Annotated in this window: 14 protein-coding genes and 1 riboswitch; of the genes, 6 read left to right on the top strand and 8 right to left on the bottom strand. The window is 37.0% G+C overall.

Going from position 1 to position 14837, the window contains the following annotated elements; translation table 11 throughout:
* Positions 1 to 106: 106 nt before the first annotated feature.
* From ACVPPR_RS02525 to groES, 3 genes are all read right to left on the bottom strand, one after another.
* Positions 107 to 1936 (bottom strand): APC family permease, encoded by a 1830-nt coding sequence (locus ACVPPR_RS02525; protein ID WP_462304569.1) that lies wholly within the window; start codon positions 1934 to 1936, stop codon positions 107 to 109.
* Positions 1937 to 2185: 249 nt separating this feature from the next.
* The gene (groL, locus tag ACVPPR_RS02520) at positions 2186 to 3811 is read right to left on the bottom strand and encodes a chaperonin GroEL (RefSeq protein ID WP_462297262.1); all 1626 of its coding nucleotides are present in this window, start codon (positions 3809 to 3811) and stop codon (positions 2186 to 2188) included.
* A 36-nt stretch (positions 3812 to 3847) separates the two neighbouring features.
* Positions 3848 to 4132 carry a co-chaperone GroES gene (groES, locus tag ACVPPR_RS02515; protein WP_462297263.1) on the bottom strand — a complete coding sequence of 95 codons (285 nt, stop codon included), beginning with the start codon at positions 4130 to 4132 and terminating at the stop codon, positions 3848 to 3850.
* 225 nt (positions 4133 to 4357) lie between these two features.
* Between groES and ACVPPR_RS02510 the strand changes: the two genes are divergently transcribed.
* The 6 genes from ACVPPR_RS02510 (at position 4358) to cytX (ending at position 10651) form a co-directional block, all read left to right on the top strand.
* On the top strand, positions 4358 to 4996 hold the full coding sequence (locus ACVPPR_RS02510; RefSeq protein ID WP_462304568.1) for a lysostaphin resistance A-like protein: 639 nt from the start codon (positions 4358 to 4360) through the stop codon (positions 4994 to 4996).
* A 21-nt stretch (positions 4997 to 5017) separates the two neighbouring features.
* A complete protein-coding gene (locus ACVPPR_RS02505; RefSeq protein ID WP_462304567.1) occupies positions 5018 to 6955 on the top strand; it encodes an ABC-F family ATP-binding cassette domain-containing protein in 1938 nt (645 codons plus the stop codon).
* A gap of 78 nt (positions 6956 to 7033) precedes the next feature.
* Positions 7034 to 7140, top strand: a riboswitch (TPP riboswitch).
* 57 nt (positions 7141 to 7197) lie between these two features.
* On the top strand, positions 7198 to 7989 hold the full coding sequence (gene thiM, locus ACVPPR_RS02500; RefSeq protein ID WP_462304566.1) for a hydroxyethylthiazole kinase: 792 nt from the start codon (positions 7198 to 7200) through the stop codon (positions 7987 to 7989).
* A gap of 5 nt (positions 7990 to 7994) precedes the next feature.
* Positions 7995 to 8816 (top strand): bifunctional hydroxymethylpyrimidine kinase/phosphomethylpyrimidine kinase, encoded by an 822-nt coding sequence (gene thiD / locus ACVPPR_RS02495; RefSeq protein ID WP_462304565.1) that lies wholly within the window; start codon positions 7995 to 7997, stop codon positions 8814 to 8816.
* Positions 8803 to 9462, top strand: a complete 660-nt coding sequence (gene thiE / locus ACVPPR_RS02490) for a thiamine phosphate synthase (RefSeq protein WP_462304564.1) — start codon at positions 8803 to 8805, stop codon at positions 9460 to 9462. Before thiD ends, thiE begins: the two co-directional genes overlap by 14 nt.
* Before the next feature lies 1 nt (position 9463).
* A complete protein-coding gene (gene cytX, locus ACVPPR_RS02485) occupies positions 9464 to 10651 on the top strand; it encodes a putative hydroxymethylpyrimidine transporter CytX (RefSeq protein WP_462304563.1) in 1188 nt (395 codons plus the stop codon).
* A gap of 42 nt (positions 10652 to 10693) precedes the next feature.
* On the opposite strand, the gene tsaD is transcribed toward cytX, so the two are convergent.
* From tsaD to ACVPPR_RS02460, 5 genes are all read right to left on the bottom strand, one after another.
* Positions 10694 to 11722 (bottom strand): tRNA (adenosine(37)-N6)-threonylcarbamoyltransferase complex transferase subunit TsaD, encoded by a 1029-nt coding sequence (tsaD, locus tag ACVPPR_RS02480; protein ID WP_462297270.1) that lies wholly within the window; start codon positions 11720 to 11722, stop codon positions 10694 to 10696.
* Positions 11723 to 11753: 31 nt separating this feature from the next.
* Positions 11754 to 12320: a ribosomal protein S18-alanine N-acetyltransferase gene (rimI, locus tag ACVPPR_RS02475; RefSeq protein WP_462297271.1), complete on the bottom strand. Its 567-nt coding sequence runs from the start codon at positions 12318 to 12320 to the stop codon at positions 11754 to 11756.
* Positions 12304 to 13026, bottom strand: coding sequence for a tRNA (adenosine(37)-N6)-threonylcarbamoyltransferase complex dimerization subunit type 1 TsaB (gene tsaB / locus ACVPPR_RS02470; RefSeq protein ID WP_462297272.1), 723 nt, complete (start codon positions 13024 to 13026; stop codon positions 12304 to 12306). Before tsaB ends, rimI begins: the two co-directional genes overlap by 17 nt.
* Positions 13027 to 13151: 125 nt before the next feature.
* Positions 13152 to 14141, bottom strand: a complete 990-nt coding sequence (galE, locus tag ACVPPR_RS02465; protein WP_462297273.1) for a UDP-glucose 4-epimerase GalE — start codon at positions 14139 to 14141, stop codon at positions 13152 to 13154.
* Positions 14142 to 14294: 153 nt separating this feature from the next.
* On the bottom strand, positions 14295 to 14816 hold the full coding sequence (locus tag ACVPPR_RS02460) for a folate family ECF transporter S component (protein WP_462304562.1): 522 nt from the start codon (positions 14814 to 14816) through the stop codon (positions 14295 to 14297).
* Between the last annotated feature and the right edge of the window lie 21 nt (positions 14817 to 14837).

Below are 14837 nucleotides of genomic sequence, written 5' to 3'. Positions count from 1 at the left end.
AGTATCTCTCCTTATAGTATTGTCTAGTAATATCTTTATAACTATACCACGTTGTTAAATAAATTCAAAAAAACATCAATTAAAATTAATCGATGTTTTTTAGTCATTATTTTTTCAAATGATAGTTAAATGTTGCAACAATAATATTTTCACGAGAGTTTAAAACTGATCTTAATCTTAAACTTGTTTGGTTATGCAAAATATTTTGCCATGGTTTTCTTGGTACAAATTGTGGCACTAAAACTGTTGTCGTAAAATTACGAGCAGCAGCATTCTTAGCAATCACATCTGTAAATTTCACAACGGGTGACGCAATTGATCGGTATGACGAATGCAAATCAACAAAACGGACACCAGGGAAACGCTCTTTAAATTCACGTTCCGTTTCATGTTCTTTTTCAGGATTTGTATCGAAAGACACATGCATTGCAATCACATAGTCACCAATTGAACGCGCATAATTGATGGCACCAGTTGTCACATGGGTCACAGAACTTACTAACACAATAACCGTAGAACCATCGTAATCGTGAATTTCTGCTTCCTCTGTCAATCGTAATTGTTCAGCAACTTTATTGTAATGATCATTAATTTTATAGAATATCCCGTACATAACTGGCATAATCACAAAGAATGGCCATACAGTTGATAGACGGTATCTAAAGAGAATCAATAAAATACTTAGTGAAATAAAAGCACCTAAGAAGTTATAGAAGGCCTTCATCAACCAGCCTTTTGGACGTTCATGATACCATTTTACAATCATCCCTGTTTGAGACAACGTAAATGGAATAAACACACCCACCGCATATAACGGAATTAATAAGGCTGTTGACCCATTAAAAATGAACGTTAAAATAATTGAACCAGCTGCCAACGTGATAATTCCGTTAGAGTAACCTAAACGATCACCTTTATCCATATATAAATGGGGCATAAATTTATCTTTAGCTAAATTAAAGGCCAAAATTGGGAAAGCTGAGAATCCAGTATTCGCAGCTAATACCAAAATTAACACGGTTGAAAATTGGAAAATATAATATAAAATACCTTGTCCAAATGTTGTCTGTGCAATTTGAGAAAGAACCGTTACTTTTTCAGTAGGTACAATCCCATACCAGTAGTTTAATAGTGTAATACCACCAAAGAAGACAGCTAAAAGAGTTGCCATAATGGTTAAAGTAGCCGCTGCATTTTTAGCATGTGGTTTTTTGAAGAAAGGCACTGCATTACTAATCGCTTCGACACCAGTTAATGAAGATGACCCTGATGAGAATGCTTTTAAAAGTAAGGCCATTGTGATACCAGGAACGGCAGTCCCAACAGCAGCTGTTGCATGATAAGGCACTTGACCAGTCATAATATTATAACCACCAACAAGTAACATTAAAATAATCATCACAACGAACAGATAAACGGGTACCGTTAAGAATGAAGCAGATTCACGTAACCCACGTAAATTCATTGCCATAACTAAAATAATAATAATCACTGAAATAACCACTTGATGCCCATACAATGATGGCACCGCAGAAATTAACGCTTCAGTCCCTGCGGACACACTAACCGCAACAGTTAGCATATAATCAATTAAAAGTGAGCCACCGGAAATTAAACCTGCTTTTTCACCTAAATTTTTGCTTGAGACGACATAAGCGCCCCCACCTTTAGGATAAGCATGGATAATTTGACGGTAAGAAATGGTGATTGATGCCAATAAAATTAAAACTAATAACGCAATCGGTAATGAATACCAAATTGCCATCGCAGAAAAACCAACCAAAACGGTCACAATTTGTTCAGTCCCGTACGCCACAGATGACAATGCATCTGATGATAAAAGAGCTAATGCCTTAAACTTTGATAATTGTTGATTTCCCTCTTCAGAAGATTTCAATGGTTTCCCAATTAACAATCTCTTTAAATAACGCCACATTTCATCTTTACCCCTTATGTTCTAAATTTAAAAAAATTATTCATAAACGTTGCCCTGACGGTACGTTCATCTTACCGAATAGTTATTTTATTCACTAATTCCTATCCACCGAATTCACTCTATTTTACCCGTTTATATTTAAATATACAACACCATAAATGAACTTTATTCCCCACAAAAAAAGAGTTACCACTCGCAATTAGCGCAGAGTGATAACTCTTTAAATTTTATTATTTTATGAAACTTGGGTTACATCATACCGCCCATGCCACCAGGCATTTGTTGTGGGTCAGCTGCAGATTCTGGTTCTGGTTTGTCGGCAACAACTGCTTCAGTTGTTAACAATAAAGCAGAAACACTGGCTGCATTTTGCAATGCTGAACGAGTCACTTTAGTTGGATCAACAATTCCAGCTTCAATCATATCTTGCCATTCATTAGTTGCGGCATTGAAACCAATACCTATTTTTTCTGATTTTAATTTTTCAACAATAACGGAACCTTCAAGACCCGCATTTTTAGCGATTTGACGTACAGGTTCTTCCAAAGCACGTTGCACAATCTTGATACCCGTTAATTCATCACCAGTTGCTTCGAGTGCAGCAACTTTTCCAATAACGTTAACGAATGCTGTCCCACCACCGGCAACGAAACCTTCTTCAACTGCGGCACGTGTGGCATTCAAAGCATCTTCAATGCGGTATTTACGTTCTTTTAATTCTGTTTCAGTTGCAGCACCGACTTTGATGACAGCAACCCCACCAGATAATTTAGCCAAACGTTCTTGTAATTTTTCGCGATCAAATTCAGAAGTTGTTTCATCGATTTGTTTTTTAATCAAACCAACACGTTCTGTAATTTTAGCTTTATCACCAGAACCTTCAACAATCACTGTGTTTTCTTTTGTGATATTGACTTTACCAGCTGAACCTAATTGTTCAATGGTTGTATCTTTCAATTGTAAGCCAAGTTCATCAGTAATCACTGTAGCACCCGTTACAATAGCGATATCTTCAAGCATTGCTTTACGACGATCACCAAATCCAGGTGCCTTAACAGCAACAACGTTGAATGTCCCACGAATTTTATTCAAGACTAAGGTTGGTAAAGCTTCGCCATCAACATCATCAGCGATGATTAATAATGGACGACCTTGTTCAACAATAGATTGTAATAAAGGTAATACTTCTTGAATGTTAGAAATTTTCTTATCAGTCACCAAGATATATGGTGTTTCTAAGTTAGCTTCCATTTTATCGTTATCAGTTACCATGTATTGTGACAAGTAACCACGATCAAATTGCATCCCTTCAACAACATCTAATGAGGTATCAATACTTTTTGATTCTTCAATTGTAATTACGCCATCATTACCGACTTTTTCCATAGCGTCAGCAATCAAAGCACCAATCTCATCATTAGCTGAAGAAACAGAAGCGATTTGCGCGATGTCTTCTTTTGTTTCAACTTTGTGTGATAATTCATGTAATTCAGCAACTGCAGCTTTTGTAGCAGCTTCAATTCCACGACGAATACCAACAGGGTTAGCACCAGCCGTCACATTTTTCATACCTTCAGTCACGATAGCTTGTGTTAAAACAGTTGCAGTTGTTGTCCCATCCCCAGCAATATCGTTGGTTTTTGAAGCAACTTCTGACACTAATTTAGCACCCATATTTTCAAAATGGTCTTCTAATTCAATAGCGCGAGCAATTGTCACACCATCATTTGTAATTGTTGGTGAGCCATATGATTCTTCCAAAACAACATTACGGCCTTTTGGTCCTAAAGTTGATTTAACCGTATTGGCTAATTGGTCAACACCTCTAAGCATTGCTGAACGAGCATCTTCAGAAAATTTTAATTCCTTTGACATAATTAATCCACCTCATCTTTAAATTTAAAATTTAACTTAATCTACAGTTGCGACGATATCTTTTTCGTGCACAATCAAGTAGTCTTTACCTTCAAATGAAACTTCTGATCCGGCATATTTATCAAATAAAACGGTTTGTCCGACGTTGACAGTAACGGCAATCTTCTCACCATTATCCATTGTACGGCCATCACCCACCGCAATAACTTTACCTGTTTGTGGTTTTTCTTGTACATTACTTGCCAAGACAATACCACCTACCGTTGTTTCTTCTTCTTTAGTTACTTCTAAAATAACTCGATCTGCTAATGGTTTTAACACGTTCTATCCCTCCAACACTATTATTTAGCACTCTATCTTCCTAAGTGCTAATCACAAAATTAACTATAATCAATTTTACGGACAATTGCAAGTATTTCAGCTCTTATTTGATAGAAGTTTTCATATGAATTAAATTCGTTATCCGACCAATTATGCTATACTTATCATACGAATTTGTTCGACAAAATAATGCACGACTAACTAATTATATTTAAAGGAGTTTTCATGTCAAAATCAACTAGTAAAAATTCAATTGCCATTTTATTAGGCTATCTCGTCATCTTTGTTCTACCAACGGTTCTGAATCAACTATTTTCTCTAAAATCGATTATCTATCCGGTTATGACAGCTGACTATGCCTTAGGTGCGATCCTCTTAGTTTGGCTAAATTATTACTTCAGTACTAAAAATTCAATTAGTGGTCATTCTAATTGGACACAAATTATTTTGTGGGGATTTCTCGGATTCATTTTAACGTTAATTATTCAGTCCGTTATTCAAACGATTTATTACTCACTTTTAAAAACGACTGTGCCTTCACAGAATACAAGTGAAATCATGACGATTGTTACAAAATATCCCTATTATATGTTGGCAATCTCATTTGGCGCCCCTATTATGGAAGAACTTGTTTTCAGAAAAGTTTTCTTCGGTAACTTAGCCAGTTTTATACCACCAATGTTCGCCGCAATTATTTCCAGTTTACTATTCAGTCTAGCGCACAATGATGGACATCTAGCCATCTACTTTTTAATTGGTTTACTTTTTTGTTACCTTTATAAACGAACTGGTAGTATTAAAACGTCAATGATTGCACACATTCTCATGAACAGTTTCGTATTAATCATTCAAGTATCACTTTAAAAAAGAAAGGTGGGATTCGTTTTGATCCTGTTACAAGTCCAACAAGCAGCCCGCTATTTCGGTGCTGACGTTCTATTCGAAAATGTTAATATGGATATTAAAGACGATGCCAGAATTGCCTTAGTTGGCCGGAATGGTGCCGGTAAATCAACATTAATTAAAATGATCATTGATCAAGAAGCCACTGATGCCGGTCAAATCATTAAACATAAAGGGATGACTATTGGCTACTTAGCACAAACAACCATTGTTTCTTCCGAACGTTCAATCTGGGAAGAAATGAGTCATGTCTTTGATTATCTCAAGAAAATGGAAACGCAAATTCATGCATTAGAAGCCCAAATTGCTGATCCAAAAAATGCAGAAGATTCTGAAAAATTCGACAAACTATTATCAACTTATGATCAACTGTCACATGATTTTAGTGAAAAAAATGGTTATGGTTACGAATCAGAAATTCGTTCCGTCTTACATGGCTTTAGATTTTATGAAGAAGATTTTGATCGTGATATCAGAACCCTTTCTGGGGGCCAAAAAACACGTTTAGCATTAGCTAAATTACTTTTAGAAAAACGTGATTTATTGATTTTAGATGAACCGACTAACCATTTAGATATTGAAACCTTAACATGGTTAGAAGGTTATTTGAAAACTTATACGGGAGCCCTCTTAATTGTCTCTCATGACCGTTACTTCTTGGATAAAATCGTCACAGAAGTTTACGATATGAGTCATCATGAAACAACCCACTATAATGGTAATTATTCCCAATTTATTGTCAAAAAAGAAGCTAACTTAAAACAAGAATGGAAAGTTTTTGAAAAACAACAAGATAAAATTGAAAAACTTGAAGATTTTGTTAATAAAAATATTGTTCGTGCATCAACAACCAAACGAGCACAAAGTCGGCGTAAACAGCTTGAAAAAATGGACAAAGTTGATCGCCCAGATGGTGACGAAAAAGCACCCCGCTTTAGTTTTAAAGCAGCCGATGAAAGTGGTAATATCGTTCTAACAGTTGCTAATGCAGCTGTTGGGTACGACAATACTGTTTTATCTGAACCCGTCTCAATCGATTTACATAAACATCAAGTGCAAGCAATTGTCGGTCCGAACGGTGTTGGTAAATCAACCTTGCTTAAAAGTGTCTTAGGTCAGATTCCCTTCATTCGCGGCGAAGCTTTCTTCGGTGCCAATGTCCATATCGGTTACTATGATCAGGAACAAAATCAATTAACAGATAAAAATACTGTTCTAGATGAACTCTGGAATGATCATCCAACAACACCTGAAACAGACATACGCTCATTATTAGGTAGCTTTCTATTTTCAGGTGACGATGTTTTGAAACGTGTTTCAAATTTAAGTGGTGGCGAAAAAGCACGTCTGGCTTTAACTAAGCTGGCTATGGATAAAGATAACTTTTTAATCTTTGATGAACCCACTAACCATTTGGATATTGATAGTAAAGAAGTTCTTGAAAAAGCCATTTCTAACTTTGACGGTACAGTCCTACTCGTTTCCCATGACCGTTACTTTATTAATAAAGTTGCAGAAAGTATTATTGAAGTTTCAAAAGAAGGTTCTACTTACTACATGGGTGATTACGATTACTATGTTGATAAAAAAGAAGAACTAGAAGCTATTGAAGCTGAAAAAGAGGCCCTTGAAACTGCTTCTAATCCGACAGCTCCTGAAGTTAAACCAGCAACTAACTATCAACAAAACAAAGAAACCCAAAAAGAACAACGCAAATTAACTCGTAAAATTGAACGTTTAGAAACTGAACTAAGTACTTTAGAAACACATAAAACAGAACTTGAAGAAAAAATGTCACAGCCTGATATTTTCAGTGATGCTGACAAACTCCAAGAACTTCAAACTGAATTACAAACAGTTCAAACAGCAATTGAAACAACAGAAAATGACTGGGAAGAAGCTAGCTTAGCTCTGGAATAAGTTAGTTTCTTTTTTTATTTTCTGTTGACATAACAATAATGAAAGCCTATTCTCTATTAGTAACCTAAAAATTAAATATAAGTACACTAGGGGTGTTCTTTAGAAGAACTGAGATAAGTTTTTACAACTTAATCCCTTCGAACCTGTAAGTCAAAACTTGCGTAGGAAAGTGTGAAGAAGGACCCCACTCTACGATTTTTTTGTCAAAGAGTGGGGTTTTTGTGTGCTTAAGAGGAGAAACTATGAAACTAGAATTACTCAATAAGATTCGTGCAGAAAACCCAGTCATTTTTAACCTTTCAAATTATATTACGGTGCAAGACGTTGCTAACGGACTTAACGCAATTGGTGCCTCACCTATTATGCCTAGTGCAATTGAAGAAACCAAAGAGATGTTACAAATTTCTTCCGGCGCAGCAATTAATATGGGATCATTCAGAAGTACTGAATTGCCTTATATTGAAAAAATTAGTCAAACCGCCAATGAATTAGGGGTTCCTCTCGTCATGGATCCCGTTGCTGTTGCAATGCCTTATCGTCAAAAAGTAATTACAGACTTACTAACTCGTTTTAAATTTGATTTCATTCGAGGTAATGCGGGTGAAATTGCAGCATTAGCTGGGATTGAATGGCAGGCTAAAGGCATTGACGCAGGTGATGGCTCTGCAAATCTAGCAGAAGTCGCAAAAATTGCAGCCCAACGTTACAATTGTACGGTTGTTTTAAGTGGTCCAACTGATTATATTTCTGATGGTGTCCGTGCAGCAACAGTGACACATGGCACACCCCTTTTCCAAATTCACGTGGGTTCAGGTGATATGCTTTCAAGTCTAATCGCTGCATTTGCGGCCGTTTCTAAAGAAGATTACTTTGAAGCAGCTAGAATGGCCTGCCTTGTTTTTGCAATAACTGGCGAACTTGTTGCGCAAGAATTAGACGCTGAACAACCTGGTAGTTTCATTGTTAATTTATTAGATAAATTACATTTGATAACGCCAAAAGAAATCGCTGAACAAATTGCTATGGGGGACTGAATAAAATGACTAATTTCCCACAAGTTCTTTCGATTGCTGGATCTGACAGCAGTGGTGGTGCTGGCATGCAGGCTGATTTAAAAACGATACAGGAACGCCACGTCTATGCCGCAACCGTTCTCGTTGCCATTACTGCCCAAAATACGTTAGGTGTGCAAGACAGCTTCCCCTTACCGGCTCAAATTATTAATGAACAATTTAATTCAATTGCAGCTGATTTAGCTATTAAAGCATGTAAAACGGGGATGCTTGCTGATTCAGAGCACGTTGAGATTGTCGTTGAAAATCTCAAAAAATATGACTTTGGCCCCTTAATAGTTGACCCTGTTATGGTTGCCAAAGGTGGCGCAACACTACTTACTGAAGATGCAGTGGCCACCATCAAAGAAAAATTAATTCCCTTAGCGACCGTAGTCACACCCAATATTCCTGAAGCTGAAGTCATTACTGGTTTCACTATTAACTCTAAAAAAGACATGATTGCGGCTAGTCAAAAAATAAGCGCATTAGGTGCCAAAAATGTCATCATTAAAGGCGGCCATCAAAATTCTGAAAATACAGCAAGTGACTTTGTCTTACTAGAAAATGGTCATTCATTCTGGATGACCTCTGACCGCGTGGCTACAATTCGCACTCACGGAACGGGTGATACCCTTTCAGCCTGTATTGCAGCGGAATTAGCAAAAGGGCAACCTATCGATGCGGCGATTATAACTGCTAAAAAGTATGTTGAAGCCGCCATTAAAAATGGCATTATTGTCGGGCATGGACATGGACCATTAAATCATTGGGCCTATCGTGAGGAGGAACAACATGCAAAACTTTAATCGATCATGGTTAGCCAGTTACTTTATCGCAGGCACGCAGGACGTTGCCAAGAACCAATTATTACCCACTCTGGAAAAAGCCTTACAAGCTGGGATTTCTTGTTTTCAATTTAGAGAAAAAAACCCTTTGAATCCTTTAAATAAAACACAAAAAAAGGCACTTGCACTTAACTGTCAGCAACTATGTGCAGACTACAAGGTCCCCTTTTTTATTGATGACGATCTCCCACTAGCACTTGAAATCCAAGCCGATGGCATTCATGTTGGGCAAAGTGATCAAGCAATTCAAGACGTTATTGAACTAGCAATGGGTAAATTAGCCATTGGCCTTTCTTGTCATACGCTCGAACAAGTAGAACGTGCAAATCAATTACCAGCTATTGCTTATATTGGCAGTGGGCCTATTTTCCCAACCCATTCAAAAACAGATGCTGATGCACCACTCGGAATTGCTAACCTAAAGCAATTAGTAACCGCCAGTCGTCACCCAATTGTCGCCATTGGTGGTATTTCAGAAACTCATTTAGCCGAACTAGCTGAATCAGCCGTTTCAGGCGTTGCCGTCATCTCTTTAATTGCGCAAAGTCCTAATATTGAAAAAACGGTCCAATCCATCAATCATTATTTCAAATTGGAGGCCAATTAGGATGTCGGAACCTAAAGAATTACGGAGTCAATTTTTAATTTGGTTAGGCGCTGCCATTTCAATTGCTGAAATTATGACTGGTATGTTATTAGCGCCACTTGGTTTCTTAAATGGATTTTGGGCCATCCTAATAGGTCATTTAATCGGTTGTGGTCTCTTCTTATTACCTGCTGGCTACATTGGTGCGAAAAGACATCAAACAGCTATCCAATCAACAAAAATTGCTTTTGGATCGACAGGTGTTCTCTTATTCTCACTGATTAATCTCGTTCAATTAATCGGTTGGACAGCTGTCATGATTGTGAACGCCATTTCAGCCATGAACGGCGTTTCAAATGCGCTATTCAGTTTTAAAAATACAATTATCATGGGACTCATCATGGCTATTGGCATCATCATTTGGCTATTAGTTGGTAAAAGCAACTTATATCGCATCAATTTAATTGTTGTTAGCTTGTTAGTCATAGGTGCGGCCGTTATGCTCTTTTTAATTTTTAAAACACCCGTTTCAACTTCATCTCATCTTGGTCAAATGACATTTGGATCCGCTGTTGAATTAAATATCACAATGGCATTATCTTGGTTACCTTTAATTGGCGATTATACAAAAGCAACCAAATATCCAATTGCATTGTCTTCAATTAGTTCATTGGGCTACTTCGCTGGTAGCTTAATCATGTTTACAATCGGATTATTTTTAACCACTAGAACTGGCTTTACTGACTTCACATCATTTTTAGCAACTTCAGGTTTAGGTATTATTGCTTTATTTATCATCATCTTTTCAACTGTCACAACAACTTTTTTAGATGTCCTATCAGCAACCATTAATATTCAAAATATACATCCCATTAAAAGGGTCAAATTAATGAGTATCCTGATTGTCATTATGGGCTTACTGATTGCGTGGTTAGTTCCTATCGATCGTTATCAAACCTTTTTATATTTCATCGCATCAGTATTCACGCCACTCTATACGATTGTCTTTGTCACTTACTTCGTTACGAAAAAGACGTTACCTTACTGGTTGAATCTTATTTGGTGGGTCATCGGAATTTTTGCCTACTACCCATTACAACAATTGGACTTTAGCTTAGGCACAACTGTGATTATTTTATTTGGACTAGGCTTATTCATTTACTTAACACAACTTATTTTACCAGACCATTATCTTAAAAAGATTGATTAAAAAGACGCCTAACTTCAATGAGTTAGGCGTCTTTTAGTCCTACTAAGCAATCCAATCAAATTCCAAACTAGGATCAGCATTCAAATCCAATCCAGCACGTTGACCTTTAAGAAATTCAACGTAGCCAGCCGCACCAATCATTGCAGCATTATCGCCACATAAATTGATAGGTGCTTTAACAAATTCAACACCATTCAATTTTTTCATATCAGATTCAAGTCTAGCGCGTAGCCCTTTATTAGCTGCCACACCACCAGCAAGAATTAATTGTTTAATATCATATTCATGACAAGCACGAATTGTTTTTTCAGCAAGAACATCAACAACACTTTGTTGAAAACTAGTTGCTAAATCAGCCTGATTCAACGATTCACCTAATTGATCCGCATGATGAACCGTATTAATAAAGGCACTCTTTAAGCCACTAAAACTGAAGTCATAATTATCATCTTTGAGCATTGCGCGTGGAAAATGAAACGTATCTTGTCCCGTGTGAGCAAGCTCATCGATTTTTTTACCTGATGGATAAGTCATCCCTAGAACACGCCCAACTTTATCATAAGCTTCACCAGCTGCATCATCACGTGTCTCACCAATAATTTCAAATTGACCTTCTTCAGGCATATAAACCAATTCAGTATGCCCTCCTGAAACAAGTAAAGCCATTGATGGATAAACTAGCTCAGCTTTATAACGTGCTGCGAAAATATGTCCAGCCATATGATTGACCGGAATTAAGGGCAATTCGTGCGCAAATGCGATAGCCTTAGCAGCAGAAACACCCACTAATAAGGCGCCGACTAATCCGGGGCCATAAGTTACCGCAACAGCATCCAAATCTTCATAAGTGACATTAGCTTCTGTCATCGCGTCTTTGATACAACTCGTAATTTGTTCAATATGGTGACGGCTAGCCACTTCAGGCACAACCCCACCAAAACGCTTATGACTATTTACTTGTGTCGCAACAATATTCGATAAAATAAGATGACCATCTTCGACAACTGCAACACTCGTCTCATCACAACTTGATTCAAATGCTAAAATTAAATTTCTTTTTTCTGTGTTCATCGGGACTCCTTTCAGTTTACTCCGTATTGTTCTATCTTAATTTAAGTAACATATCAACGGCATCTTGGCCGTCTTCAACGTAATAATTTTCTTGTATGCCGACTTTATTAAAGCCTAATTGATGATACAAATTCAATGCCGTCTGATTATCACGACGGACCTCTAGACTAACCGTTTTAAATTTCATTAATCGCGCACGTTTTGTGATTGCCGTAACCAAAAAATTACCCATTCCTCTTCCTTGGCATTCGGGTAAAACGGCAATATTCGCAATATGCACATCCCCTGTTTTGGCATTCGTTGAACAACCAACAAATCCTAACATTTTATCTTCTTTACGCAATACAAGGTAAAGTGTTTTGCCTTTTTGGCTAATCTCACCTTCGAATATTTTAGCACTCCATGGTGATTTTCCACCATAAACGGCCTTTTCAATCTCAAGTAATTCGGGAATATCAGGAACGACAGCACGCGTCATAAAATAAGCTTCATTTCTAATTTGAATCCGATGATTTTGAAAAACTAATGTTCTTGCTGGTTCATTTAACCCTAATTCTGGGATAATACGTCTTACTCGTGCTCTAAATTTTTTCAACATAGGTATTATGATCCTTATCTGAATGAGTTTCTAACCATTGTGTTTCTGCTTGCGTCAAACGTAGATAATGAGGAATAAAATCTTCCTGCTCAACGGGCGCCATATCTTTACCAATAAGTCCCAAAATAAAAGCTTGTGGGACATTCAAAAATGCCGCTGGAAATTGTGCTTGTTCGCCTAAAATAGCAACGATTTGTGTTTTAAACAAAGCAACATCAGTCCCAACAAAAATTTGTGGGCGTTGACGATTTTTTAATTCAGTTACCCAAGTCACAAGTTCTCGATGCTGATCAGGTAACTCATTTATCATTTTGTCGTCATTGGTATATAAGCCTGAAAAAACATAATTTCTACGTGCATCAAATAATGGCACAATATCTGCTTCACCATTTGTGGTAATACCCGCAGCTAATAAAGCTAAACTAGACACTCCCACTAATTCACAATCTAACGTGAAAGCGAGTGTCTTGGCCGTTGCAACACCAATTCTGAGTCCTGTAAAAGAGCCTGGACCTTGTGCAACCACAATTCGATCTAATTCAGCAGGTTTGACACCAGCTAATTTCATGACATCAGCGATTGCAGGCATCAATGTTATACTATGATTTTTTTTTATGTTCGTTGTTATTGTCGCTAACAACGTGCTATCTTCTAAAACAGCGACGCTCAGCGGTATATTCGATGTATCAATTGCCAAAAGTTTCATTCATATCTTCCTTTATTTCTACTTTGTTCATATTTTAGCACAAAAATAGTCTAACACATTTTTTATAAGAGAAAATTAACAAAAAAAATAGGACAAATCAGTTTGCCCTATCGTCATTAATCACTCTATTTTGAAAAACCATTTGGATGTTTTTGTTCGAAAGCCCATGCTGTCTTAATAATGTCTTCCATATTTTCATATTTAGGTGCCCATCCTAACACTTCATGCGCTTTTTCACTTGCCGCAATTAAAGTTGAAGGGTCGCCGGCACGTCTTGGTGCAATTTCAGCAGGAATTTCTTTACCTGTTGCGCGACGAGCGGCTTCTAAGATTTCCATATTTGAAAAGCCATTAGATGACCCTAAGTTAAAGGCATTACTTTCATTTCCTGCAAGCAAGTAATCTAATGCACGAATATGTGCATCTGCTAAATCAAGAACGTGCACATAATCACGGACGTTTGTACCATCTTTTGTCTCATAGTCATCACCAAAAATTTGTAATTTTTCGCGTTCACCATTAGCAACTTGTAAAATAATTGGAATTAAATGCGTTTCTGGATTATGGTCTTCTCCAATACTACCATCTGGTTTAGCACCAGCGACATTGAAGTAACGTAAAGCAACAAACTTAACCCCGTTTGCAACATCAGTCCAGTGCATGATTTTTTCCATGGCTAATTTACTTTCACCATATGGGTTCGTTGGTATTTGAGGATCGTCTTCATGAATTGGGACAACTTTTGGTTCGCCGTATGTTGCAGCTGTTGAAGAAAAAACAATTTTCTTAACGCCAACTTCAGTCATGACTTCAAGTAAATGAACCATTCCTGCTGTATTGTTATCAAAATATTTTAATGGTTTTTCCATTGATTCACCAACAAGTGATGAGGCTGCAAAATGGACAACTGCTTCAATATCTTCATTTTTGAAAACATTACGCATGAAATCTTTATCCGCAATATTACCTTGATAAAATTTAGCAGCTTTATTAACAGCCTCTAAATGACCTGTCACTAAATTATCAACCACGACTACGTCACGGTTGTTTGCTACCAATTGATCAACAGTATGTGAACCGATATAACCTGCGCCACCCAAAACTAAAATTGACATTTTATATTCCTCCAAATGTTTTATGTAGTTTCATTATAACTTATTTTAGCCAATTTATCAGGAATTAGCTTGTTTTTAAACAAATAAATAGACGGCGAAATAAATTCACCGTCTTGTTACTTTTCATTTACTAAGCCTTAACGCACATAAGTCTTATAAACGTTGACCTAATCTTTGAATTTGTTTATTATTACCAACAATGTATAGCAAAATAATTTGGATCGGAATTAAGAATAAATCTTTGATGCCACGTGCATAAATAATTGTCCAAGGTGAATGATACATGAGTACCAACCAGAACGTATTTAGCAATAAATCAATCACAATCACATTGATTAACACGGCAATGATAATGCGTGTCAGTGTAAATGGCTTTTTGTAAAACACAAGTCCATAGAAAAACGCACCCAAGAAAGCAGATAGCGAAAATCCCCAGAAAAATGTCCCTCCTTTACTGAATAATACAGTTCCCAGTAAATCTGATAAAACAGAACCAATACCGCCCAGTAATGGGCCAAACCACGTTGCTAACAGATAAGTGACGATAAACGTAAAACTAATCCGCAACGTTAATACCTGATACGATAAAAAATTGGTTAGAATAATTTGATCGGCTAATAATAAACCCATCACTGCTATATTCTTTGCAGTCAATCGCTTTGTTAAACTTTCCATGATCCAGACATCTCCTCGTTG

Source organism: Dellaglioa sp. L3N, assembly GCF_054941095.1.
Note: the sequence above shows the minus strand (reverse complement) of the source record. Positions and strands in the feature narration are given on the sequence as shown.